The 22,892-nt window shown below is 68.8% G+C and carries 22 protein-coding genes and 2 tRNA genes; 14 read left to right on the top strand and 10 right to left on the bottom strand.

The features are described 5' to 3' along the window. Positions 1-90 precede the first annotated feature (90 nt). From IH68_RS0136180 to IH68_RS56625, 9 genes are all read left to right on the top strand, one after another. The gene (locus IH68_RS0136180) at positions 91-471 is read left to right on the top strand and encodes a hypothetical protein (RefSeq protein WP_030943869.1); all 381 of its coding nucleotides are present in this window, start codon (positions 91-93) and stop codon (positions 469-471) included. A gap of 164 nt (positions 472-635) precedes the next feature. After that, complete coding sequence (ehuB, locus tag IH68_RS0136175; protein ID WP_030943867.1) at positions 636-1,571, top strand: ectoine/hydroxyectoine ABC transporter substrate-binding protein EhuB; 936 nt, start codon at positions 636-638, stop codon at positions 1,569-1,571. After that, positions 1,568-2,323, top strand: a complete 756-nt coding sequence (gene ehuC / locus IH68_RS0136170) for an ectoine/hydroxyectoine ABC transporter permease subunit EhuC (protein ID WP_030943866.1) — start codon at positions 1,568-1,570, stop codon at positions 2,321-2,323. Before ehuB ends, ehuC begins: the two co-directional genes overlap by 4 nt. Beyond that, positions 2,320-2,970, top strand: coding sequence for an ectoine/hydroxyectoine ABC transporter permease subunit EhuD (gene ehuD, locus IH68_RS0136165; RefSeq protein ID WP_030943864.1), 651 nt, complete (start codon positions 2,320-2,322; stop codon positions 2,968-2,970). Before ehuC ends, ehuD begins: the two co-directional genes overlap by 4 nt. A 34-nt stretch (positions 2,971-3,004) precedes the next feature. Further along, positions 3,005-3,775 carry an ectoine/hydroxyectoine ABC transporter ATP-binding protein EhuA gene (gene ehuA / locus IH68_RS0136160; protein WP_078912762.1) on the top strand — a complete coding sequence of 257 codons (771 nt, stop codon included), beginning with the start codon at positions 3,005-3,007 and terminating at the stop codon, positions 3,773-3,775. A 181-nt stretch (positions 3,776-3,956) separates the two neighbouring features. Beyond that, on the top strand, positions 3,957-4,448 hold the full coding sequence (locus tag IH68_RS0136155) for a hypothetical protein (protein ID WP_030943861.1): 492 nt from the start codon (positions 3,957-3,959) through the stop codon (positions 4,446-4,448). A 343-nt stretch (positions 4,449-4,791) separates the two neighbouring features. Beyond that, positions 4,792-5,016 carry a LuxR C-terminal-related transcriptional regulator gene (locus tag IH68_RS0136150; RefSeq protein WP_030943859.1) on the top strand — a complete coding sequence of 75 codons (225 nt, stop codon included), beginning with the start codon at positions 4,792-4,794 and terminating at the stop codon, positions 5,014-5,016. Positions 5,017-5,279: 263 nt separating this feature from the next. Continuing rightward, complete coding sequence (locus tag IH68_RS0136145) at positions 5,280-6,038, top strand: IclR family transcriptional regulator (RefSeq protein WP_030943855.1); 759 nt, start codon at positions 5,280-5,282, stop codon at positions 6,036-6,038. Further along, positions 6,009-6,095: transfer RNA gene (locus IH68_RS56625), tRNA-Lys, on the top strand. The genes IH68_RS0136145 and IH68_RS56625 overlap by 30 nt, the downstream gene beginning before the upstream one ends. Positions 6,096-6,549: 454 nt before the next feature. On the opposite strand, the gene IH68_RS0136140 is transcribed toward IH68_RS56625, so the two are convergent. The 5 genes from IH68_RS0136140 to IH68_RS0136120 form a co-directional block, all read right to left on the bottom strand. Further along, the gene (locus IH68_RS0136140) at positions 6,550-8,184 is read right to left on the bottom strand and encodes a long-chain-fatty-acid--CoA ligase (RefSeq protein WP_030943853.1); all 1,635 of its coding nucleotides are present in this window, start codon (positions 8,182-8,184) and stop codon (positions 6,550-6,552) included. A gap of 40 nt (positions 8,185-8,224) precedes the next feature. After that, complete coding sequence (locus IH68_RS0136135; RefSeq protein WP_063763570.1) at positions 8,225-8,758, bottom strand: DUF3592 domain-containing protein; 534 nt, start codon at positions 8,756-8,758, stop codon at positions 8,225-8,227. 126 nt (positions 8,759-8,884) lie between these two features. Next, entirely contained in the window at positions 8,885-9,490 is a 606-nt protein-coding gene (locus tag IH68_RS0136130) for a lytic polysaccharide monooxygenase auxiliary activity family 9 protein (RefSeq protein WP_030943838.1), read from the bottom strand. 114 nt (positions 9,491-9,604) lie between these two features. Continuing rightward, entirely contained in the window at positions 9,605-10,717 is a 1,113-nt protein-coding gene (locus tag IH68_RS0136125; protein ID WP_030943837.1) for an SPFH domain-containing protein, read from the bottom strand. Positions 10,718-10,817: 100 nt separating this feature from the next. Further along, entirely contained in the window at positions 10,818-12,125 is a 1,308-nt protein-coding gene (locus tag IH68_RS0136120) for a peptidoglycan-binding protein (RefSeq protein ID WP_030943835.1), read from the bottom strand. Positions 12,126-12,312: 187 nt separating this feature from the next. On the opposite strand from IH68_RS0136120, the gene IH68_RS0136115 reads away from it, so the two are divergent. The 4 genes from IH68_RS0136115 to IH68_RS0136100 all read left to right on the top strand — a co-directional run bounded on the left by IH68_RS0136115 (position 12,313) and on the right by IH68_RS0136100 (position 17,920). Then, a tRNA-Lys gene (locus IH68_RS0136115) sits at positions 12,313-12,386 on the top strand. Between the two features lie 558 nt (positions 12,387-12,944). After that, positions 12,945-13,661: a FadR/GntR family transcriptional regulator gene (locus IH68_RS0136110; RefSeq protein ID WP_030943833.1), complete on the top strand. Its 717-nt coding sequence runs from the start codon at positions 12,945-12,947 to the stop codon at positions 13,659-13,661. Positions 13,662-13,979: 318 nt separating this feature from the next. Then, a complete protein-coding gene (locus IH68_RS0136105) occupies positions 13,980-15,986 on the top strand; it encodes a glycosyltransferase family 2 protein (protein ID WP_030943830.1) in 2,007 nt (668 codons plus the stop codon). Then, complete coding sequence (locus tag IH68_RS0136100; RefSeq protein WP_030943828.1) at positions 15,983-17,920, top strand: kelch motif-containing protein; 1,938 nt, start codon at positions 15,983-15,985, stop codon at positions 17,918-17,920. The genes IH68_RS0136105 and IH68_RS0136100 overlap by 4 nt, the downstream gene beginning before the upstream one ends. Before the next feature lie 62 nt (positions 17,921-17,982). On the opposite strand, the gene IH68_RS0136095 is transcribed toward IH68_RS0136100, so the two are convergent. Then, positions 17,983-18,996, bottom strand: a complete 1,014-nt coding sequence (locus IH68_RS0136095) for a glycoside hydrolase family 6 protein (RefSeq protein ID WP_030943825.1) — start codon at positions 18,994-18,996, stop codon at positions 17,983-17,985. 133 nt (positions 18,997-19,129) lie between these two features. Here IH68_RS0136095 and IH68_RS0136090 point away from each other — a divergent pair, with 133 nt between their 5' ends. Further along, positions 19,130-19,456: an ANTAR domain-containing protein gene (locus IH68_RS0136090; protein WP_078912761.1), complete on the top strand. Its 327-nt coding sequence runs from the start codon at positions 19,130-19,132 to the stop codon at positions 19,454-19,456. A 394-nt stretch (positions 19,457-19,850) separates the two neighbouring features. Here the strand turns inward: IH68_RS0136090 and IH68_RS0136085 are convergent, their stop codons facing one another. From IH68_RS0136085 to IH68_RS0136070, 4 genes are all read right to left on the bottom strand, one after another. Next, a complete protein-coding gene (locus IH68_RS0136085) occupies positions 19,851-20,516 on the bottom strand; it encodes a class F sortase (RefSeq protein WP_030943819.1) in 666 nt (221 codons plus the stop codon). 4 nt (positions 20,517-20,520) lie between these two features. Next, positions 20,521-21,063, bottom strand: coding sequence for a hypothetical protein (locus IH68_RS0136080; protein ID WP_030943817.1), 543 nt, complete (start codon positions 21,061-21,063; stop codon positions 20,521-20,523). A 93-nt stretch (positions 21,064-21,156) separates the two neighbouring features. Next, entirely contained in the window at positions 21,157-21,936 is a 780-nt protein-coding gene (locus tag IH68_RS0136075) for an HAD-IIA family hydrolase (RefSeq protein WP_030943815.1), read from the bottom strand. Between the two features lie 88 nt (positions 21,937-22,024). Continuing rightward, a complete protein-coding gene (locus IH68_RS0136070; protein ID WP_107057577.1) occupies positions 22,025-22,765 on the bottom strand; it encodes a hypothetical protein in 741 nt (246 codons plus the stop codon). Positions 22,766-22,892 lie beyond the last annotated feature (127 nt).

Raw genomic sequence — 22,892 nt, 5'->3', positions numbered from 1 at the left:
CGGGCCACAAGACTCTTGGTGCCCGCACAGGAGGACGCCACGCGTGACCTCTTGTGAAGCATCAGCACATCCCGCTCAGGAGGCGCCCCGATGACCTCGACGACCGCACGCCGTCCCTGCAAGACCCTGCTCGGAGTCCTGGCCGTCGCCATGGCCGCCGGAACGGCCCTCGGCGCCACCCCCGCCGAGGCCGCGACGGCGACCAAGACGTGCAGCGGCGGACCGGGCAACTGCGTCCTCGCCAAGGTGCACCCCGGGAAGGGGACCGTGAAGGTCACGGTCGACCTCACCGGAGGCAACAAGCCGTACAAGTACGGCTGGGACCTGCGCCAGAACGGCAGGATCCTGTGCAGCGGAGAGATCCGCGAGCGCTGGCCCGCGAAGACGTTCACCTGCAAGAACATGCCGAAGGGCAGGCTGACGCTGACTGCGCCGTACCAAGAGAACGCCACCGTCGGCATGAAGTGGTAGCCGCCTCTGTCAAGCAGTGACCGCTTCACGACGGCTCACCCGAGGACGTACCCGATGTCCGCGCCGGGCATCGGGTACGTCTCTTTTGTCGTCTTGCGCCGCACCCTCATCAGGGGCCGCAAACAGACGGCATAGGTGCAATCGGTCTGGGTAGACGCGCGCCCATGGCTCCACCACAGGGCAAGAACTCAGGAAGCGACACAAGAAACGACACAAGAGGCATCCGGCGCCGCTCGCTGCTCGCGGGGGTAGCGGCGCTCGGCGCGGTGGGCACGATGGGCGCGACCAGCGCATGCAGCAGGGTGGCGACGGCGGACACCGGCGACGGCGGGCATCTGCTGGACCAACTGCGGGCGAAAGGCGTCGTCCGGCTGGGCCTGGCGGGCGAACAGCCCTTCGGTTACATCGGCAAGGACGGAAAGATGACGGGCGAGGCGCCGGCCGTCGCCGAGCGCATTTTCAAGCGGCTCGGGGTCGAGAACGTAGAGCCGTTCGCGACCGAGTTCGGCTCACTGATCACCGGCCTGAATTCCCTTCAGTTCGACTGCGTCGCGGCCGGCATGTACATCACTCCGGAGCGCTGCGATCAGGTCATCTTCGCCGACCCCGAATACCAGATGCTCGATTCCTTCATCGTGCCGAAGGGGAATCCGAAGAACCTCCGCACCTACAAGGACATCGCCAGGACCGGCGCCAGAATGGCCACCGGCCTCGGTTACGCGGAGATCGACTACGCCAAGGAGGCCGGGGTCAAGCACATCACGACCCTGCCCGACCAGCTGGCCGGCCTCCTCGCGGTCGAGCAGGGCCGTGTCGATGTCTTCGTCGGCACGGCGGTCACCGTGCGCAATGTCGTGAACCAGAGCAAGTCCCGGAAGGTGGAGGGCACACCGGAGGTCACGCCGTATGTGAAGGGAAAGCCGGTCATCGACGTCGGCGCCTTCGCGTTCCGCAGCCCCGAGACCCATCTCCGCGATGCTTTCAACCGCGAGCTGCACAAGATGAAGCGGAGCGGTGAACTCCTGGAGGTCATGCGGCCCTTCGGCTTCACGAAGGACCAGATGACGACCATCACCGCCAAGGAGAAGTGCAAGCCATGAGCGAAATCAGCTGGGGTTTGTGGAAACTCCTCCTCAACGGCATATGGGTCACCGTCCAGCTCACCGTCTACAGCGCCGCACTCGCCGCCGTCGTGGCCTTCGTCATCGGCCTGGCGCGCACCCATCGGCTGTGGATCGTGCGCTTCCTCTCCGGCGCGTACTTCGAGATCTTCCGCGGCACCTCCGCGCTGATCCTGATGTTCTGGATCTTCTTCGTGCTGCCGATCGGCTTCGGCTGGCAGCTGGTCCCGATGTGGGCCGCGGTGCTGGCCCTTGGCCTGAGCTACGGCGCATACGGCTCGGAGGTCGTGCGAGGTGCTGTCAAAGCGGTGGCGCCGGCCCAGCGTGAAGCGGGCATCGCGCTCAGCTTCAGCCCCGCCCAGCAACTGCGCAAGATCATCCTTCCGCAGGCCTGGCCGGGGATGGTCCCGCCGTTCAACAACCTGCTCATCGAGATGCTCAAGGGCAGCGCCCTGGTCTCGATCATGGGCGTCGGCGACATCACCTTCGGCGCCTCGCTGGTGCGCAACGCCACCGGCCAGAGCGCACCCGTCTACACGATCATCCTCGTCATGTACTTCGTGCTGGCGTTCGTCCTCACCCGCGGCATGCGCGTCGTGGAGCGGCACGCCAAGGCCGGCATCGGCCAGGCCCCGCAGAAGCGCGAGGGCCTGCGGGCCCGGATGAACGGCAGCCAGGTCGACGACTTCGCGCGGTCGGGCGCGACTCCCGGTGGAGGTGTTGTCCGGTGAAGTGGGACTGGAACGCGGTCAGCGACTTCATGCCGATGTTCTGGCACGGTCTGCTGGTCACCCTCGAGGCACTGGCGCTCGGCGCCGTGCTCGCCTTCGCCCTCGGCCTGGTGTGGGCCATGTTGCAGCGCTCGGAACACGTCGTGGTGCGCTGGCCGGTGATGGCGGTCACCGAGTTCGTACGGAACACCCCGCTGCTGGTGCAGCTGTTCTTCCTCTTCTACGTGCTGCCCGAATGGGGGCTCACGCTCTCGGCATTCAGCACCGGCGTGATCGGCCTGGGCCTGCACTACTCGACGTACACCGCCGAGGTGTACCGCGCCGGCATCGACGGTGTGCCCGCGGGCCAGTGGGAGGCGGCCACGGCGCTCAACCTGCCCCGCACCCGGACCTGGTTCGCGGTGATCCTGCCGCAGGCGATCAGGCGCGTTGTACCGGCGCTGGGCAACTACGTCGTCGCGATGCTCAAGGACACTCCGATGATCTTCGTGATCGGTGTGCTGGAGATGCTGGGCGAGGCCCGGCAGTACTCCGCCCAGACCTTCCACACGGTCGAGCCCATCACGATCGTTGGCATCGCCTTCATCGTCATCTCCTACCCTGCGTCCCTTCTCCTGCGAGTCCTGGAGCGTCGCCTTGTCCACTGACAGCAGCCTCTCGAAAGAAACGGCCAACCCCGCGGTGGACGGCAGCGAGCTGATCCGCTTCGACAAGGTCACCAAGCGCTTCGGCGCCAACACCGTCCTCGATTCACTGGACTTCACCGTCTCGTCCGGCAAGCACGTCACGCTGATCGGCCCGTCCGGATCGGGCAAGACCACGATCCTGCGGCTGCTGATGACCCTGACGAAGCCCGACGAGGGCACCATCAAGGTCGGCAACGAGTACCTCACGCACGAGGTGCGGGGCGACGGGCTCGTCCCGGCCGGCGAGAAGCACGTCCGCGAAGTGCGCAAGAACATCGGCATGGTGTTCCAGCAGTTCAACCTGTTCCCCAACATGAACGTCATGCGGAACATCACCGAGGCCCCTGTGCATGTCCTCGGCCTGTCCAAGGACGAGGCCGAGGAGCGGGCGCGGGAGCTGCTCGAGCTGGTCGACCTGACCGAGCAAGCGGACAAGTACCCGACCCAGCTCTCCGGCGGCCAGCAGCAGCGCGTCGCCATCGCCCGCGCCCTCGCCATGCGCCCCCAGGTGCTGCTGCTCGACGAGGTCACCTCCGCACTCGACCCCGAGCTGGTGGCCGGGGTGCTGGACTTGCTGCGCGACATCGCGCACACGACGGACATCACGATGCTCTGCGTCACCCACGAGATGAACTTCGCGCGGGACATCTCCGACGATGTCCTCATGTTCGACGCGGGCCGGGTAATCGAGTCCGGTTCTCCGCAGAAGATATTCACCGAGCCTGACCACGAGCGCACTCGGCAATTCCTGAGCGCCGTCCTGTAACCGGCCCTGGGCGGTCGCGTGAAGGGTGGGTGACTTTTCCTTCACACGCTTCCCTGAACGCGACTGCCCATAAGGGCATTGCACTTGTGGACACCTCCCCAAGTCCCAATGGCAACCGGGAACACGGCGTTGAAGAATTTCAACCAAGTCACCGGTTCCGGCTACTTGGAGGTATCCCCCCATGGCATTGACCACCGCTCGCCGCACTTCCGTTGGCCGCACCGCAGCCGCAGGCCTGGCAGCCGCCGCGTCCCTCGCACTGCTGGGCGCGGCGAGCCCGGCCGCCACCGCTGTACCGTCCGCCGACACCGCGCACTCCGGTCCGGCCGCCGTGGTCGGGAAGGACGCGTACGGGAAGTGGGTCGCCACCGGCCCGGCCCGCTACAAGTGCCGCGTCTACGTCGCCGTCAGCGCAGGCGGGACCGCCAACGGCGCGGCCTCGGGCGAGTGCAAGGTACGGATGTCCCAGGTCGTGGTCGTCGGCATCAGCATCAACAACAACCACATCAAGCACACCACCGCCCGCGGCACCGCCAAGAAGGTGTACACCAAGGCCCTGAAGGAGACGAACCCGAGGGGCAAGCAGAACATCTGCGCCTTCGCCTACGTCAACTCCCCCCTCGACGAGTCGAACCCGGTGCGCAGCGAGGCGAAGGTCTGCGTCAAGGCCTGAGCTGCGACTGCACCCCGCACTCCCGGGACGGCCCGCCTGCAGAAGGCGGGCCGTCCCACGCCTTCGGCATTTCACCGACCAGGCAAAGACGGCGAATAACTGCCCGCCTTCCTCAACTGAACCCCATCCCCTTTCACTTGCCTGGGGATCCCGCTAATTGATCGCGAACGCGAAGACTCTGCCCTAGAGTGTCGAGCGAAGGTGAAGGAAAACGGGGAAGGTAGCCATCACCGTGCCGATCAAGGATGCAACGCAATACCACTGCCACAACACACCGCACGAGTCCGGAGATTCACACTGCCCCTGTCGGCTCGCATTCCAGCCGGTTGAGACCGAACCGGCCGTGAATGAGCTGACGGACCGCGAGCGACAGGTCCTGGTCCTCCTCGGAGGCGGGCTGCCCAACCGGCTCCTCGCCCGCCAACTGGGCATCGCGGAGCGAACGGTCAAGGCCCATGTCGCGCACATCATCGAGAAGCTGGGGCTGCGCACCCGGCTGGAGGCGGCAGTCGTCGCCAACCTTCACCACGACCTGATCTGCCCGGGAAGAAGCTCTCACAGCGGGTGACCGTCTCGCCCCGGGCCCGGAGCGGGGAAATTTCCGGCGCGATGTCGCCGCTTCAGGGGTTGAACACGATTCAATCTCCGAGGTCCGGGCTCCGGGGCATGACGAGGGCATATGCCAGAGTGTCTGCGCTCCTGCTGAGAGCCGTGCGCCGGGGTCTTAATCTCGTCAACAACCGCTCACAACAAGCCGCTTGACCGTTACTGTGGAAGAGATTCACTGTCCGCAATACGGCCCAGTTGTAGAGCGAGTGCAGGGGGACCACCGTGGCGCTGAAGCACGAGCCGACCGCGCCGTACCACTCGGCCCAGGACGCCCTGCGTGTCCTGGAGACCGTGGCACGGCACAGCACCGGAGTCACCGACACCGAGCTCGCCAGGCTCACCGGCCTCACCCCGGAGCGGCTGACCACCCTCCTGAGGATGCTGCGCCGCGAGGGCTACGTCGAGCAGATCACCGACGGGGCCTACGTCACGGGCGACGCCCTCACCCGCCTCGGCTCCGCACAGGGCCGCGAGCAGGCACTGCGCGACAAGCTCCAGCGCACCCTGGACCGGCTGCGCGACTCTGTGGGCGCGGCCGTGTACCTGAGCCGGTACGTGGACGGCGAGGTCAAGATCGCCCAGTACGCCGACGGCCCGACCACCCCGGTGGTCAACGAGTGGGTCGACTTCCGGTACTCCGCCCACGCCACCGCGATCGGCAAGAGCCTCCTGGGCCAGCTGGACCACAACAGCCGGCGCGACCACCTCTCCCGCCACAAGCTGGCCCGCCTCACCTCGCGCACGATCACCAGCGACCGGCTGCTGCTCTCCCGCCTGGAGTCCCAGCCGCCCACCGTGCCCCACCTGGACCTCCAGGAGTACGCGGTCGGCACGGTCTGCGCGGCCGTCCCGATCAGCGCCGGCTCCGCGGTCGGCTGCCTGGCCCTCTCCCTCCCGGTCGGGGACGCCCACCGCCTCCGCCAGGCCGCGGACACCCTGAACCGGAACGCGGCGCCGGTCCTGCTGTCCCTGGCGATCTAGGGCGATCCGGACTGACTCTTAATCAGCGGGTCCGGGGTTCGAGTCCCTGGCGGCGCACGATGGCGATGGCGAGGCATGTTCGCGGAAAGCGCGAACCGGTCTCGCCATCGTCGTTTTTGCGCGGCTTCGCCGCGCGCGGTGGGGGCTTCGCCACCCACACCCCCCTTACACCGGCGGCAGGGGTGGCCGCAGGGTGAAGAAGTCAGCCCCCGGCTGTGGCACCGCGATGCGGGGGGGTGCCACCCACACCCCCTTACACCGCCAGCGGAGTAGCCGCAGGGTGAAGAAGCCGGCCCCCAGCTGTGACGCCGCGACGCGGGGGCGCGCCACCCACACCCCCTTGCACCGGCCGCTGTCGCAGCCGCAGGGCGACAAAGTCAGCCACCGGCGGAGACGCCGCGACGCGGGGAGTCTTCGCCACCCACACCGCCGGCACGAGTGGCCGCAGGCGAGGAAGCCGGCCCCCGGCTGTGACGCCGTGCGCGGTGGGGGCTTCGTCGCCCGCGCGCCCTCAGGTGGGGTCTCTTGTGGGGGCGAGAGGTCCTTCGGCGGCTTTCCGGTCTTTTCTGGTCAGCCTTCGGTAGGGGGACGTCTGCTCGCCGGGCGGGCGCCACCACACCGGGTCGGCGCAGCGGAAGCCCTCCCTTCTGAGCTGGGCCCGGTGGATCTTGTTCGTGGCCGTGACCGGCATCCGCTCCACGACCCGCACGAACCGGGGCGCCATCTTCGTCCCGAGGTCCGGCTGGGCGGCCAGGAAGCCGGCGAAACCCGCCGGGTCGAAACTCCCGGCGATCGTCGCCATCACCTGGTCCCCGGTCACCGGATCGGGCACGGCGTACACGGCCACGGCGTCGGCGCCCTCGTACCGGGCGAGGATGTTCTCGATCATCGCGGCGGCCAGGTTCTCGCTGTCGACGCGGAGGCGGTCGTCGGTGCGGCCGGCGAAGTAGAGGTAGCCGTCGGTGTCCCGGTAGAAGAGGTCGCCTGTCCAGTACCAGCCGTCGCGGAGCCGCTCGGCCTCCGCCGCGGGGTTGCGCCAGTACCCCTCGAAGGGGTTCGACCCCTGGTTCACCAGCTCCCCTATGGCCTCGTCCCCGTTCAGCAACCGCCCGGCCGCGTCCAACACGGCGGGCGGGCACACCTTGCGCGTCTCCGGATCGAGTACGACGAGGCCGGGCGCCGCCCGCCCGACCGCACCCGGCGGCGTCCCCGGCGACCACTGCACGGCCGCCCCGCCCTCCGACGACCCGTACCCCTCCACCAGCCGCACCCCGAACCGCCGCTCGAAGGCCGCCGCGTCCCACGCGCCCGCCTCCGTGCCGAAGCCCAGCCGCAGGGGATTGTCCCGGTCGTCCTCCCGCTCCTCGGTGGCCAGGATGTACTGCACGGCCCGCCCCACATACGTGAAGTACGTCGCCCCGTACTGCCGTACGTCCGCCAGGAACCCCGACGCCGAGAAGCGCCGCCGCAGCGCCACGCCCGCGCCGGCCACCAGCGCGGGCGCCCAGTCGGCGATCACCGCGTTGCCGTGGAACATCGGCATACAGATGTAGTGCACGTCCTCGGGGCGCACCCCGAACTGGCCGACCAGCGAGGCTCCCGCGGCGGCCAGCCGCCCCTGGGTGCAGATCGCGGCCTTCGGGGCACCGGTCGAGCCCGAGGTGAAGTAGAGGAGCAGGCGGTCGTCGGGAGTCGCTCGGGAGGCGTCCGGTTCGGCGTCCGTATACGACGCGAGCAGGTCGTCGTACTCCTCGCTGTCGGTCAACAGGAGGCGTACGCCGGGGAGTTCGAGGCCGGTGAGGAGCGGGAGGCGGCCACGCTCGGTGATGACCGTCCGGCACTCCGTGTGCAGGATGTCGCGGGCCAGCTCCGGGCCCCTGCGGGTGGGGTTGATCCCGGCGACCGCCGCCCCCGCGAGCGCTGCCGCGCCCAGCCACAGGGGATATTCAGCGGTGTTGTCGAGCAGCACCCCCACATGCGGCTCGGCGCCGCGCGGCAGCAGGTCGGCCAGCAGGGCCGCACGGGCTGCGGCACCGGCGGCCACCTCGTGGTGGGTGAGCACCCGCCCCTCGCACCACAGGCCCGGACGGTGGTCGCCCCATCGGCCGGCGACGAGTTCCGCGACCGTGCGCGCCTTCGACTCCATGGCAGCGCACGGTAATTGATGGACCGTCAGATGTGGAGGGTCACGGGGTCATCGTGACGCCGTCCACGACGACGGTGTTGGTGGTGTCGTCCACGCCGTCGCCGTCGCCGAAGCCGAAGGGGGCGTCGAAGCCGTCCGACATCAGGTGGAACGCAAGCATGAAGAAGACGCAGAAGGCGATGAACACGCCGAAGAAGGCCAGCATGCAGCCCTGCTCGGCCAGCAGCCGGCCGGGCTGGGGCGGCCTCGCCGTGGCCTGTTCCGGATGCTCGGCCACGTAGCGCACCGTGACGATGTCGCCGGTGACGATCGTCCGCGGCCCGTTGCTCTCCTCGAAACGGACCGGACGGCCCTCGCGGGTCGTGAACTCGTAGACGTGGTGGAGGGTCGTGCTCACGGAGGTGTCGCCGCCGCCCCCGCTGGTCGTCGTGTACGTGTTCAGGCAGCGCGCCTCGGCGGTGAGCCCGCTGTTCCAGGCGCTGCGGATGCGCCGGGCGCGGAGCAGCAGGCCGATCAGGGCAGTGAGCGCGATGGCGATCATGAGGCTGGGTACGAGGTAGAAGAACACGTCCATGAGGTCCCCCGGTCTGGGTACGCCGCCACCGTTCGGTCGGCGTGTCAGGAACGTACCCGCGGGTAGTGCGGGTTTCGCTCAAGAAAGGCTCAGAGATCCGGGGGACCCCGTAGGGCGGGTTCGGGATCAGAACGTGACGTCCGAGCAGGCGTAGAACGCGTTGCCCGTGTCCGCGATCGTCCATACGGCGACGATCACGTGGTGGCCGCTCAGACCGGACGGCAGGGTGCCGCTGTGGGAGAGGGTGGCCGGGGGACGCTGACCGCCGTACGGGACGGTCAGGAACGGTGTCGTGTTGAGGTCGGAGCGGGCCAGGTTGTGGTTCTGGTTCCAGCCCTGCCGGGTGACGTAGTACTTGAAGTCGGTGGTGGCGTGCATGGCGGTGAACTGCCAGCGGAAGGTGTAGCTCTGCCCGCCCGTGACCTTGGTGGTGGGCCAGGCGCCACCCGCAGGGGTCTTCGGGCTGTCGAGCTGGGAGAAGCGGGAGTTGCCGCCGGAGCAGATGGCGCCGTCGGCCGGTCCGGCGGCGGGGAAGCCCTTGGGGCCCTCGACGCTCTGCGGCTCGTACTGGATCTCGCCGCAGTTGGTCACGGTGCCGTTCTGGCAGAGCTTCTGCCTGCTGACGGGGAGGTCGGTGTAGCCGTGGCCGCTCGCGCCTCCGGCGGAGAGCACGAAGGCTCCTGCCGTGGTGAGTCCGAGCGCGGCGGCGTACCACTTGGTCTTTTTGCGCATGCTGCCGCTCCTGAAGAACGTGGGGGAAGTTCTGTGAGGCGTGCAGGTCTAGACCAAGTCTCAGATTATTGCCACTCCTTGGCCGTGTCCATATGAAGGGCATGTCCATACCAATCAGGCGCCCGGTTCCCCCCGGCCCGCGCAGAACGCCACCGTCAAGTCCTTGACCAGCGCCTTGCGTTCGTAGTCGTCCAGTTCCACCAGGCCGCGCACGGTCAGCCGGGTCACGGTGTCCTCCACCGAGTCGACGACCGAGGTGAGCACGGTCGCGCGTTGCTCGGCGTCCAGTGCGGCGATACGGCGGCGCTGCATCGCGGCGGCGACCTCGGGGGCGTACTCGACTCGGACCGGCTGCACCGAGAAGACCTCGAGTCCGACCGGCGCCGCGTCGGCCGCCGTCAGCCGGGTCAGCGCCTCCGTGACCACCTCCACCGACCCCTTCGACGCCCCCGGCGCCTCCACCGCAACGCGCGCGAGGGCCGCCTCCACGCACTCGCGCAGATAGGTCTCGTGGTCCTCGATGCCCAGCACCGCCCGCGCGGTGTCCCGCACCCGCCACACCACCAGCACCACCACGCGCAGCGCGACCCCGTTGCCGTCGGCCGCGGGCATCTCCTCGCTGCGCCAGTGCCGCAGCCGTACGTCGACCCGGCGGCGCAGCAGCAGCGGGTTGACCCACATCAGGCCGGTGCGCCGGACGGTGCCCCGGTAGCGGCCGTACAGCCCGAGCACCCAGGCCCGTCCGGTCCGGCCGCGCGCGAGGCCGCCGAACCCGAAGAAGCCCAGTGCTGCGGCGCCCGCATAGGCCGCCCACTGCGCGGGGCCGAGTCCGGCGCCCGGTTCCGTCGGCAGCCGTAGCGCCGTCACCGCGAGGGACGGCAGGACGCCGGCCCACCACGAGGTCGCCACGCAGCCGGCCGCCCCGCAGGCCCCGGCGAGCACGCCCGCCGTCGCGGGCAGCACCCTGGCGGGCCGCTCGCCCAGGTCGGGGTCGACCTCGGGCGCGGCTCGTGGCGTCGCCGGCATGGGGCGCCGGAACCGCGGCTGTTCGCCCGTCCCCTGCCGGCGGCCGACCACCGTCGGCCTGAGCGGCACGGACACCGGGGCCGCTTCGTCGCGGAACAGCAGATGGACGGGGATCTCGGTGGTCGCCTCGTTCTGGATGAGGCGACCGGGTCTGCCCGGCCCCTCGGACTCGGGCGTCTGTGAAGTGGTCGTCGTACTCATGCGTGCCTCCAGCCTCCGCGCCAGATGCGTCACAACAGGTGGGTCGAAACAAACTGCTCAAACCGCTGGGAAGACAAAGAGCCGGTACCGGCGGAACCGCTCAGGAGAAGAGCCGCCGCCAGGTCTCCGGGCCCGGGACGCCGTCCGCCGCGCCGCCCCGCCAGCCCTGGGAGCGCTGGAAGTCCTCGACGTTGCGCCGGTCCTCCTCGTCCCAGTCCGGCCCCGGATCGTCCGTGTAGTACTTGTCGAATCCCTTCTTCACCAGCTGCTCCCCCAGCTGGGTGACGTACGGGTTGGAGGCGCCCGGGCGGAACACCGCCCGCCCCGGGTAGCCCGGCACTCCGTGGGACGAAGGCACCTGCGGATCGGGCGCCTCGACCGCAGCGATGTCCTTGCCCTCGCCCGACGCCAGCAGCTCCCAGGTCAGCGGCCCCGGCAACCCGCGGGCGTCTGCGCCCCTCCAGCCCTGGGCCAGCTGGAAGGCCCCGGTGGCCCGACGGTCCGCGTCCGACCAGCGCGGGCCGGGGCCCAATGTGTAGAACGGCCCGGCACCGCGCGCGACGAGCATCTGCCCGAGCTGGGTCACGTACTTGTTGTTCGCGCCGGGGCCGAAATACGCCGCTCCCGGGTACGGCGTCGCCGCGGCGGCCGGCGGCTTCGGCTTGTCCGGACCCGCCGCCGCGTCCTCCTTGAGCCCCTTGTAGCGATAGGGGACATAGCGGTTCGCCTGGTTCCAGTAGGCGTACGGGGTGTCCTTCCGGCGGGCCCGCGGGGGCCGCTGCTCGTAGGCGAGGTACGAGGTGTGCGTGTAGTCCTTCCAGCCGCCGAAAATGACGACGTGCGAGCCCCTCTCCGGGTTCTGCGGATTGTGGAACAGCAGAATGTCGCCGGGCTGCAGTTCCTCCTTGCTGACGCGCTCCCCGAACTGGCCGAGGGTGCCCGTCCATTCGTTTCCGGGCAGTCCCCAGGCCATCGAGACATAGCCCGAGCAGTCCTGCCGGTAACCGTCGGACCAGTAGGCCTCCATGCTGTACGGCACCTTCGCGTCGACCCATTTCTTGGCCCGGGTGATGATCTCCGCGCGGGTGGTCTGGGGCGCCTTGACCTCACTCGCGGGCTCGATGGGCGGCCCGCTGCGGCCGTGCAGCCGGGCCCGGGGGCCCTGCGGGGTGACAACCTCGCTGCCTGCGGAAACGCCCGGTCCGGGCGGTAGCTGCGGGGCGGCGAACGCCGGTGCCACGTGCCCCGCGCCGAGGGCCGCGGACGCGGCGGCCGCCACGATCACTGCCCGGCGGGCCGCCGGGTGCCGGCCCGCCCGCGAAAACGGCAGAACACTCCGCCAGTGGGCACATCCCGGGCAGTCGCAGTCGCTTGCCGGATCGAATTCCTCGAATACCGGAGTCGCCATGCGATTCCCCTCACACTCCAGATGAAAATGACCGCGCCTGTCCACGATGATCAGTTTCCCAACCCTCTTCCCGACGCGCATGTTGACGGTCCGAATGATGTACAAGGGCCGTCCGTGACCCGGGGGGCCAGGGGGGCGGGTGGTCCGGAGCACCCCCGGCCGTCCGGTAGAGTTACGACGTCAGCAGGCGCCGCTAGCTCAGTTGGTTAGAGCAGCTGACTCTTAATCAGCGGGTCCGGGGTTCGAGTCCCTGGCGGCGCACAGACAGCAAGGCCCTCCGCAAGCGCGGGGGGCCTTCGCCATTGGTGCGGGCTCCACTCCGGCACACCGGATTCCTCACCCCCGGGAGACGCAGCATCAGCAGGTCCGGGATTCGACTCCCCGGCCCGCACACAGACAGCAAAGCCCCCCGGCGGAAGTGGGGGCCTTCGCCATCGGGACGGCCTCCCCCGGGAGACGCAGCATCAGCAGGTCCGGGATTCGACTCCCCGGCCCGCACACAGACAGCAAAGCCCCCCGGCGGAAGTGGGGGCCTTCGCCATCGGCCGGCCTCCACTCCCGCACGCCGGATTCCTCACGGCGCCACACAGGCGGCTGAAGGTCCGGGGGGCACCCCGGGAAATGGACCAGCAGCGGGTCCGGGGTACGAGTCCCCGGCCGCACACAGACAGCAAAGGCCCGGCAGCGGCCCTGAAGGGCGCTGGGCTGTGGCAATCGGCGGCTTCGCCGCGTGGGCGCGAACAGTCATGACGGCGCCGTAGGCGATCGGCGGCCCATCGAGCCACTTCCGCGGAGCGCTTGGCCGGATACCCTCTGGCCATGGCAGCGCGTGACCTCCAGGAGCGGATCAAGAAGCTGATCGTCGACCGCAGGCTGCCCTCCGGGGCCCCGCTGCCGACCGAGCCCGAGCTGATGGAGTTCCTCGGCGCGAGCCGGAACTCGGTGCGCGAGGCGCTGAAGGCGCTGCAGGCGATGGGCATCGTGGAGATCCGGCACGGCTTCGGCACGTATGTCGGCCCGATGTCGCTGGCCCCCATGATCGAGGGCCTCGCCTTCCGCACGGTCGCCGGGCACTACCGGGGAGAGGACTCCCTGCTCCAGCTGCTCGAACTGCGCGAGGCGGTCGAGACAGGGCTCGTCTCCCGGCTCGCGGGGCGGATCCCGGAGCCGGACCTCATTGAACTCGACGCCCTCGTGAACCGTATGGAAGACCAGGCCGCGCAAGGAGGCGCCGGCCTCGCGGACACCGACCGCGCCTTTCACGCCACCCTGTACCGGGGGCTGGACAACGTGCTCCTCGGCGAGGTCCTGGAGGCGTTCTGGGACGCCTTCCACCGCGTACAGACAGATCTGGGAGGCGCGCCCCAGGACCCGAAGGTCACCTGCAGTCAGCACCGGGACATCCTCGACGCGGTGCGGTCGGGCGACTCGGTACGGGCGGAGGAGGCGATAAGAAAGCACTTCGGCAACATCCGCACCCGGCTGTCCACAACTGGTCCACAGGACCCCCACACGCGCCACAATGAACGCGTATGACCGGTAAACACCGCGTTTCGCATCTTGCGATCATGATGAACGCCGTAGAACCCTGTTCTCCAAGATGCTGCGGATACGCGGCAGTTGGGGGGCAAGTAAGCGGTTGCCGGGTTCGCGGGGATTAGGGGCCCCGTTCACGAGCGGATGCCGAGGGGGGCATCATGCAACCGGAAGGTCGCGGTTCCATGTCTCTGGGTGTGGAAGGTGTGGTGACTGCGGCCGGTCACTGATACGTCCGTGGAGAGTCGAGGGGGACTCGACCGCGGGCGGAAGGAACCAACACAACACGCGGTTGACCTGCGTGTGGGGGGATGACTCATGACGTCGACGCCGACGGGCGCCCGGCAAAACTTCGACCCGTCAGAAACCACCCAGCTGAGGATGCCATCGCAGCGGAACAGCCAGACGGGCCAGTTCCGCCGCATCAAGAAGACACTGCCGAGATACGACTACGAGCACTACAGCCGGCTTGCCGGTCCCCTCACCCAGCCCGACCCGAACAAGCCGTACAAGGTGCAGTACCGCTCGCTGCTCTCGCAGGAGCCGCACCGGCTGCGCGCCGCCCTGATGCTGGGCGCGGCGCCGCTGCTCTCACTGATCCTGCTCGGCTGGCTGCTGCAGCCGGAGCACTGGACCGAACGCGACTACCCCGCCTTCAGCTTCCTGCCGACGCTGGACGTCGTCATGCTCGTCTCGATCGGTCTGATCGAGTTCTTCCGCTGCATGAACGTGCTGTCGAACGCGCACGCCACGCTGGTCGCCCGCGACCCGATCCCGGTGGTGCCCGAGACCGGCACGAGAGTCGCGTTCATCACGACGTACGTGCCCGGCAAGGAACCCCTGGAGATGGTGACGAAGACCCTGGAGGCGGCCGTGCGGCTCCGCCACCGGGGGCTTCTGCACATCTGGCTCCTCGACGAGGGCGACGACCCCGAGGTGAAGGCGGTCTGCGAGCGCCTCGGCGTGCACCACTTCTCCCGCAAGGGCGTCGAGAAGTGGAACCAGAAGAAGGGCCCGCACCGCGCCAAGACCAAGCACGGCAACTACAACGCCTGGCTCGAGGCGCACGGCGACGACTACGACTTCTTCGCCTCCGTCGACACCGACCACGTGCCGCTGCCGAACTACCTGGAGCGGATGCTCGGCTTCTTCCGCGACCCGGACGTCGGCTTCGTCATCGGCCCACAGGTGTACGGCAACTACGACAACCCCATCACCAAGGCGGCGGAATCCCAGCAGTTCCTCTTCCACGCCCTCATCCAGCGAGCCGGAAACCGCTACGGCGCCCCGATGTTCGTCGGTACGTCAAATGCCGTACGAATCAAGGCGCTCAAGCAGATCGGCGGCCTGTACGACTCGATCACCGAGGACATGGCCACCGGCTTCGAGATCCACCGGCACAGGAACCCCGCGACGGGGAAGAAGTGGCGGTCGGTGTACACACCGGACGTGCTCGCGGTGGGCGAGGGCCCGGGTGCCTGGACGGACTTCTTCACCCAGCAGCTGCGCTGGTCCCGGGGCACGTACGAGACGATCCTGAAGCAGTACTGGAAGGGCTGGTTCTCACTGCCTCCGGGCAAGCTCTTCAACTACACGATGATGATCATCTTCTACCCGATGTCGGCCCTCAACTGGATCCTGGCGGCGCTGAGTTGTGCGTTGTTCCTGGGCCTGGGCGCCTCGGGTGTGAACATCGACCCGACGGTCTGGCTGATGCTGTACGGCAACGCGTCCGCGCTGCAGATCGGCCTGTACGTCTGGAACCGCCGGCACAACGTCTCCCCGCACGAGCCCGAGGGCTCCGGCGGTGTGGCGGGCATGATGATGTCGGCGCTGTCGGCGCCGATCTACGCACGCTCCCTGATGGACACCGTGCTGCGCCGCAAGAGCAAGTTCGTGGTGACGCCCAAGGGCGACTCGGCCAGCCCGGACACGCTGTTCGGGACCTTCCGGATCCACCTGTTCTTCATCCTGGTCTTCGGCGGCTCGATCGCCGCCGGTTTCACACTCGGGCACTCGCACCCGGCAATGATCATCTGGGCCACGTTCGCCCTGCTGATCACCGCGTCGCCGATCTTCGCCTGGCGGTACGGCCTCAGGCAGGCGAAGAAGCAGCCGCCCGCGCCGCTGTACGAGGAGCCGCAGGACTCGGCGGCGCCCGCGACGGCGTACCAGCCGAAGCCGCTGCCCGGGCAGCACGCGCCGCACTCGCCGCACGGCTCGGGGCAGAAGCCCACCTGGGCCGCCTCCGGCGGGGGTCCGGGTGCAGGCAATGACCAGACGATGCAGATCGCTCTCGGTGGATTTGGGGGACGTAAGGAATGAACGACCGTGCAGGCCGCCGCCGCGCCCGTCGACTCGCGATCGGTACGGCGGTGGTACTCGCGCTGGCCGGGATGAACGGGCCGTGGCTCTACCGCGTCGGGACCGAGAAATACCACGAGTACAAGATCAACAGACCCGAGTACAAGGCGGACAACGGGCACTGGGACATCATCGAGTTCCCGCCGGAATACCGCCAGGACACCATCCACGCGGCGCTGCTGCGCACCGGCAAGGTGCTGCTGATCGCGGGCTCGGGCAACAACCAGGACAACTTCAACGCGAAGAAGTTCGACACCCGCATCTGGGACCCGGTCAAGGGCACCATCAAGAAGATCCCGACGCCCAAGGACCTGTTCTGCACCGGCCACACGCAGTTGGCGAACGGCAATCTGCTGATCGCGGGCGGGACGAAGCGGTACGAGAAGCTGAAGGGTGACGTCACCAAGGCCGGCGGCCTGATGGTGGTGCACAACGAGAACCCGGACAAGCCGATAACTCTGCCCGCGGGGACGAAGTTCACGGGCAAGGAGAACGGCAAGACCTTCGTGTCGAAGGACCCGGTGCTCGTGCCGCGCGCGAAGAAGGTCTTCGACCCGAAGACCGGCAAGTTCCTGCGCAATGACCCCGGCCTGGGGCGTATTTACGTCGAGGCGAAGCAGAGCGGGACGAAGTACGAGACCGGTACCCAGGACAACTACCGGATCCAGGGCCTGACCGGCACCGACGCACGCAACACGTACGGCATCGCGCAGAAGCTCGCCCTCGACAAGAAGGACTTCCAGGGGATCCGGGACGCCTTCGAGTTCGACCCGGTCGCCGAGAAGTACATCAAGGTCGACCCGATGAACGAGGCGCGCTGGTACCCGACGCTGACGACTCTGTCCGACGGCAAGATCCTCAGTGTGTCCGGTCTCGACGACATCGGGCAGCTGGTGCCGGGCAAGAACGAGGTCTTCGATCCGAAGACCAAGAAGTGGACGTACACGTCCACGATCCGGCAGTTCCCGACCTACCCGGCGCTGTTCCTGATGCAGAACGGCAAGATCTTCTACTCGGGGTCGAATGCGGGGTACGGGCCGGACAACGTGGGCCGTGTTCCGGGTATTTGGGACGTCGATACGAATGCATTCAGCAAGCTGCCCGGGCTGAGCGACGCCAACAAGATGGAGACGTCCGGCACGGTGCTGCTGCCTCCGGCGCAGAACGAGAAGTACATGGTGATCGGCGGTGGCGGGGTCGGCGAGTCCAAGCTGTCCAGCAACAAGACACGGCTGATCGACCTGAAGGACAAGAACCCCAAGTTCGTGGACGGGCCGACGCTGGAGAAGGGGACGCGGTATCCGCAGTCCTCAGTGCTGCCCGACGACACGGTGCTGGTGTCCGGCGGGTCGGAGGACTATCGCGGGCGCGGCGACTCCAACATCCTGCAGGCCCGGCTGTATCACCCGGACACCAACACGTTCAAGCAGGTCGCCGATCCCGAGGTGGGGCGTAACTACCACTCCGGGTCGATTCTGCTGCCGGACGGGCGGGTGATGTTCTTCGGGTCGGACTCGTTGTACGGCGACAAGGCGAACACCAAGCCGGGGAAGTTCGAGCAGCGGATCGAGATTTACACCCCGCCCTATCTTTATCGGGATTCGCGGCCGTCGCTGTCCGGGGGACCGCAGACCATCGCTCGGGGTGGGTCGGGGACGTTCACGTCTCCGCAGGCTTCAGCGATCAAGAAGGTGCGGTTGATTCGGCCCAGTGCGTCCACTCACGTCACGGACGTGGATCAACGGTCCATTGCGTTGGACTACAAGGTTTCCGGTGACAAGATCACGGTTACTGTGCCGAAGAATCGGAATATGGTGACGTCCGGGTGGTACATGCTGTTCGTCGATGATGATCAGGGGACGCCGTCGAAGGCGCAGTGGGTGAGGGTGCCGTAGCGCTCCCGCGGGTTGTCTTTTCGGGTGCGGGAGCGCTGTGGCTTGTCACAGCCCCGCGCTCCTTAAGACCCTGACCCTTCCGTCAGCTTCAGTGCGTAGGTCGGCCACCATTCGCCTGCCTTGGGGCCGCCCTTGCAGGTGCCGTCCGATTCGCCTGGGCGTTTGACCCACAGGTACGCGTCCACCAGTGGGTCCGCCGTTTTCGTCGTCGGGGTCTCGCCGAGTTTCCTGCCCGGCGGGTTGCACCAGTTCTCGTCGGCCTTTCCTTCTGTGTACGGGCCGTTGCCGTTGCGGCTGGTGTCGATGACGAAGTGCTTGTCGCCGACCTTTGCGGACAGCTGCTTGCCGTACGCGATGGAGTCCTGGGTGGAGTAGAAGTTGGAGACGTTGACCGAGAAGCCGTCGGCCTGGGCGACACCCGCGCGCTGGAGGGGCTGGAAGATCTGGTCGGGGTGGCCCCAGCCGGCGTTGCCCGCGTCCAGGTAGACCTTGGAGCTCTTCAGGGACTTGAGCTTGGTGACGGCGTAGTTGAGGAGGCTGTAGCGCTCCTCCTGGAACTGCGACTGGGTGCAGCCGTCCACCAGGTGCAGTACGGCATCCGGCTCGAGGATCACCATGGCCGCTCGGTCCCCGATGCCCGCGGCCACCCCGTCGATCCAGGAGCGGTAGGCGTCGCCGTCGGCCGCGCCGCCCTGGGAGTACTGGCCGCAGTCGCGGTGCGGGATGTTGTAGAGGACCAAAAGGGCTGTGCGGCCGGCCTTGTCGGCGGCCTCCGTGAAGCCCTGGGCCTCCTGCTCGGGGTTCTCCGGGCCGATCCACTCTCCCGTCGGCTGCTCGGCGATCTTGCGGATCTGCTCGGCTTCGGAGTCCTTGCCGGACTTGGCGAAGGCGGCGACCTGACGTGCCGCGTTGCCGTCCGGGTTGACCCAGAACGGGTCGCTGTCCTTGGGCTGTTGGGTGATCCTCGCACCGGCGTCCTTGTCGTCGCCACCCCCGGAGGAACACCCCGCGACCAGCAGCGCCGCCCCCAGCACCGCCGCGGAAGCCCTCATTCCGGCCCCCCTCATGCCGTACATCCAACTCCCCCTTGGGTGCACCGGTCCAGGTCCCAATCCTGACATACGGCCCGCCTCGCCACGAGGTCGCCCGAACCTTGTCGGCGAGCTGTTACAGCCCCATGGCGAGGGTGGGTGCTGAGCGCTCCGCGAGATGTGCGGCGATGTGCCGTCTGCGGCGTTGTCGTGGCTGGTCGCGCTCACGTGGCGGAGCCGCAAATCGATACAGCCCCACGCCCCTCAGCAGGCGAAGAGCATGGTCGCCGAGCGCTGGAACACCGACGCCGACCAGGCGTTCGCGAGCCTCAGGCAGTACGCGCGCCGACGCCGACTGCCGCTGAACCGGGTCGCGCCGGCGGTGGTCGAGCGGGTGACGGACGACGACGAGCTGCGCCGGGAAGCCCGGGGGCGGTCCGGAGGTCGTCGTACAACCCTCAGTGGAACGTCGGTCACCAGCGTGTATGACGGAGAGCCACCGTAACGGAACCTGGCGTCATTCAACCTCTAGGCTCTGGCGCTCATCCGTTCTAGAGTCTTCTCAGACGGCCCCAGCCCTCGGCCGATCCTTGCCACTATGGCCCACTGAACCTCCCGTGCCGGTCGCCGGGTTACTCCCGCAGCCCGTGCGCGCGCGGTTGAGGACCAGCCCGGTCGGCGGCTCCGGGGGGAGCAGGCCGCCGGCCGGGCCAGGTACCGACACCCAGCACCACACCCCGACCAACCCGCCCCACCGCCGGGAGCCCGGGGGCCAGCCCCCGGAAAGACACAGCACTCCCGCAGCCCGTGCGCGCGCGGTTGAGGACCAGCGCGGTCGGCGGCTCCGGGGGGAGCAGGCCGCCGGCCGGGCCAGGTGCGGGTGGCCCGGTGAGGGTGGGTCAGTGGCCGGTTCCCGTGAGGTATGCCGAGACGATCACGTTCGCCGTGTAGCTGCCGCTGTCCTGGTCGAAGGTGCCCCCGCAGGTGATCAGCCGCAGTTCGGCGCGCCCCGGCCGGTGCTGGCCGTAGGCCTGCCGGGCGTCGAAGCGGTCGCGGCTCTGGACCTGGACGTCGTCGACGGTGAACTCGGCGACCCTGCCGTCGTCGCGGATGACGCGGACGGTCTCGCCGGACCGCAGGGAGCTCAGCTTGTAGAAGACGGCGGGCCGGGTCTCGGTGTCGACGTGACCCACCATCAGCGCGGCACCGGCGGCGCCCGGTCTTGCCCCGCCCGCGTACCACCCGACGGTGTCCGCCCGGTCGAAGGGCGGCGGATCGATCGCCCCCTGCCGGTCCAGGCCGCGGGGCACCACGGGCGCCCGGACGCCCAGGTCGGGAATGTCGATGCGTTGCGGCAGCGCGTTCCCCAACGGGCGGGCGGCGGGCGGGAGTTCCGTATCCGGCGGCCGTCCGACCGCGGCCATGTCACCGGTGGCGGGCGCGGACAGGTCCTGCCGTACCTCGGTCACCTGCCGCCCCCACTGCCACAGCGCGAGCAGCAGCACCGCCCAGGTCAGGCCCATCAGGAGACGCCCGGAGCCGGAGGAGTGTTCGTCGTCGGACATGGGATCAGTCCGTTCCGCGGCTCCGGCGCGCGCTCAGGAGCGCCACCGCGGCCACGGCCGCGCCCACGAGCACCAGCCCGGTGACCTCCTGCCCCGTGCCGGGTCCGGCCTCGCGGACATCCACGGTGGCGAAGTGCGCGGTGCCACCGCCGCCCGCGTGGACGGGGGCGACGGGGGACGCCGGGAGGTGCGAGGGCGGCTGCGACTGGGACTGGGGTACGACGGTGATCTTGGCCGTGGTCACGGAGCCGGCGCAGATGACCTTCACGTCGTAGGAGCCGGGCTCGGCGGAGGCGCGGACGCGGGTGTCCCCCGTGAAGGTGCCGTCGGCGTCCACGAGTCGTACGTCCGCGACGAACGCCCTGGACGCCGCGCTCGCCGCCTTCGCGGAGCAGCCGGTCACCCGGAGCGCCACGTCCGCCCCGGGTGCGGGGGACGAGGGGCTCACCGAGATACCGGCTCCGCCCGTGTCGGCGGCGTACACCGGTGGGGTGAGGGCGCAGACGGCCAGGACCCCTGTACAGAGAGTGAGACGCAGTGAACCCATCGTGAAACCTCCAGATATCTGGAGACTCCCCCGCGGGCCCGTGCCCCGCATCCTCAGCGGGGCCGCATTGCTCCGAATGGGTCAAGCAGGGTTTCAGATCCGGTCGACGAGGTCCGCGATGGAGTCGACGACCTTGGACGGCCGGTACGGGAAGTTCTCGACCTGCTCTGGCCGGGTCAGCCCCGTGAGAACCAGGAACGTCTGCATTCCGGCCTCCATGCCGGCCAGTACGTCGGTGTCCATGCGGTCGCCGATCATCGCGCTGGTCTCGGAGTGCGCCCCGATGGCGTTGAGCCCGGTCCGCATCATGAGCGGGTTGGGCTTGCCCGCGAAGTACGGCTGCTTGCCGGTCGCCTTGGTGATCAGTGCGGCGACCGCGCCGGTGGCGGGCAGCGGGCCCTCGGTGGAGGGGCCGGTCTCGTCGGGGTTGGTGCAGATGAAGCGGGCGCCGTCGTTGATCAGCCGTACGGCCTTGGTCATGGCCTCGAAGGAGTATGTCCGGGTCTCGCCGAGGACGACGTAGTCCGGCTCGTGGTCGGTGAGGATGTACCCGATGTCGTGCAGGGCCGTGGTGAGCCCTGCCTCGCCGATGACGTAGGCCGAGCCGCCCGGCCTCTGGTCGTCCAGGAACTGGGCGGTGGCCAGGGCCGAGGTCCAGATGGACTCGACCGGCACGTCCAGTCCCATGCGGCGCAACCGGGCGTGCAGGTCGCGCGGGGTGTAGATCGAGTTGTTGGTGAGGACCAGGAAGGGCTTGCCGGACTCGCGCAGCTTCTTGAGGAAGTCGTCGGCGCCGGGGATCGGTACGCCCTCGTGGATGAGCACACCGTCCATGTCGGTGAGCCACGACTCGATGGGCCTGCGGTCTGCCATGTGCGGGATCTCCTGCCGTACGCATGTGCGCGGTGCTGCGTGTGCGCCCCCAGCGTAGACACTGGCCGGATCTTGCGGAATGGGCGTCTCAGCGGCGCCTGCGCTGCCTTCGGGCCAGCAGCAGCGCGCCGCCGGTGACGAGGACCGCGGCGGTGGCGAGGGCGACGCCGGGCGTGCCCAGTCCGGTGCGGGCGAGTTCGTCGGCGAAGGGGAGGCGGGGGGCGCGGCTGGGCGGGGTGGTGCCGGTACCCGTGATGGAGGGGGTGGGGGTGGGGCTCGCGTCGTTGTGGATGCGGAAGGCGTAGTCGTTGGACTGTCCGACCCAGTCGCCGTCGTCGTTGTGGCGCTGGACGACGGCTGCGTCGGCGGTGACCTCGTTGGGTGCGGCGTCCGAGGTGAGCGCGAGGCGGATCTTCACGGTGACGGTCTGTCCGGGGCCGACGGTGAACCCGGGGAAGCCGTCGTCGAAGGCGCCGACCAGTTCGTCCTCGTCCGTGGTCTCGAACTGGACGGGGTGCACCTGGGCGCCGTCGTAGAACTCCAGGCGGGGCTGCGAGGGCTTCAGCGCGTGCTTGTCATCGACGAGCACGACAACCGGGTGGATGTTTCCGCAGGTCCGGGTGGTGGTGTTGGTGAGGTCGAGATACCAGATGCCGTATCCGCCGCCCGCTTCGTAGGTGTCGGGGCCTCCGTGGATGCGGGTGGTGAGGGGGAAGCGGCGGTCGTCGGGGGCGGCGCAGCTGGGAACGGGGGCCGCGTGCGCCGGGGGTGCCGCGGAGAGCAGGGCGGCTGCCGCCAGGCAGAGGGAGACGGGCGTGCAGGGTCGCATGGACACGTGACTCTGCCGGGTGCCGGCGGGCGTGGAGCGGTGCCGCTCCGTACGGCCCGTCAGGTCCGCTCGTTCAGCGCATGCGTGCACGGGGCTGCCGCCGTCCGCACGTGCGTGTTTCGCCCCC

Source organism: Streptomyces sp. NRRL S-646, assembly GCF_000720765.1.
Classification (GTDB): domain Bacteria; phylum Actinomycetota; class Actinomycetes; order Streptomycetales; family Streptomycetaceae; genus Streptomyces.
Note: the sequence above shows the minus strand (reverse complement) of the source record. Positions and strands in the feature narration are given on the sequence as shown.

What these genes read in the sequence shown, in the direction of transcription:
- IH68_RS0136180 (WP_030943869.1), top strand. Translation starts at nt 91, where the DNA reads ATGACCTCGACGACCGCACGCCGTCCCTGCAAGACCCTGCTCGGAGTC.
- ehuB (WP_030943867.1), top strand. Translation starts at nt 636, where the DNA reads ATGGCTCCACCACAGGGCAAGAACTCAGGAAGCGACACAAGAAACGAC.
- ehuC (WP_030943866.1), top strand. Translation starts at nt 1,568, where the DNA reads ATGAGCGAAATCAGCTGGGGTTTGTGGAAACTCCTCCTCAACGGCATA.
- IH68_RS0136155 (WP_030943861.1), top strand. Translation starts at nt 3,957, where the DNA reads ATGGCATTGACCACCGCTCGCCGCACTTCCGTTGGCCGCACCGCAGCC.
- IH68_RS0136140 (WP_030943853.1), bottom strand. Translation starts at nt 8,184, where the DNA reads ATGGAGTCGAAGGCGCGCACGGTCGCGGAACTCGTCGCCGGCCGATGG.
- IH68_RS0136135 (WP_063763570.1), bottom strand. Translation starts at nt 8,758, where the DNA reads ATGGACGTGTTCTTCTACCTCGTACCCAGCCTCATGATCGCCATCGCG.
- IH68_RS0136130 (WP_030943838.1), bottom strand. Translation starts at nt 9,490, where the DNA reads ATGCGCAAAAAGACCAAGTGGTACGCCGCCGCGCTCGGACTCACCACG.
- IH68_RS0136125 (WP_030943837.1), bottom strand. Translation starts at nt 10,717, where the DNA reads ATGAGTACGACGACCACTTCACAGACGCCCGAGTCCGAGGGGCCGGGC.
- IH68_RS0136120 (WP_030943835.1), bottom strand. Translation starts at nt 12,125, where the DNA reads ATGGCGACTCCGGTATTCGAGGAATTCGATCCGGCAAGCGACTGCGAC.
- IH68_RS0136110 (WP_030943833.1), top strand. Translation starts at nt 12,945, where the DNA reads ATGGCAGCGCGTGACCTCCAGGAGCGGATCAAGAAGCTGATCGTCGAC.
- IH68_RS0136105 (WP_030943830.1), top strand. Translation starts at nt 13,980, where the DNA reads ATGACGTCGACGCCGACGGGCGCCCGGCAAAACTTCGACCCGTCAGAA.
- IH68_RS0136100 (WP_030943828.1), top strand. Translation starts at nt 15,983, where the DNA reads ATGAACGACCGTGCAGGCCGCCGCCGCGCCCGTCGACTCGCGATCGGT.
- IH68_RS0136095 (WP_030943825.1), bottom strand. Translation starts at nt 18,996, where the DNA reads ATGTACGGCATGAGGGGGGCCGGAATGAGGGCTTCCGCGGCGGTGCTG.
- IH68_RS0136090 (WP_078912761.1), top strand. Translation starts at nt 19,130, where the DNA reads ATGTGCGGCGATGTGCCGTCTGCGGCGTTGTCGTGGCTGGTCGCGCTC.
- IH68_RS0136085 (WP_030943819.1), bottom strand. Translation starts at nt 20,516, where the DNA reads ATGTCCGACGACGAACACTCCTCCGGCTCCGGGCGTCTCCTGATGGGC.
- IH68_RS0136080 (WP_030943817.1), bottom strand. Translation starts at nt 21,063, where the DNA reads ATGGGTTCACTGCGTCTCACTCTCTGTACAGGGGTCCTGGCCGTCTGC.
- IH68_RS0136075 (WP_030943815.1), bottom strand. Translation starts at nt 21,936, where the DNA reads ATGGCAGACCGCAGGCCCATCGAGTCGTGGCTCACCGACATGGACGGT.
- IH68_RS0136070 (WP_107057577.1), bottom strand. Translation starts at nt 22,765, where the DNA reads ATGCGACCCTGCACGCCCGTCTCCCTCTGCCTGGCGGCAGCCGCCCTG.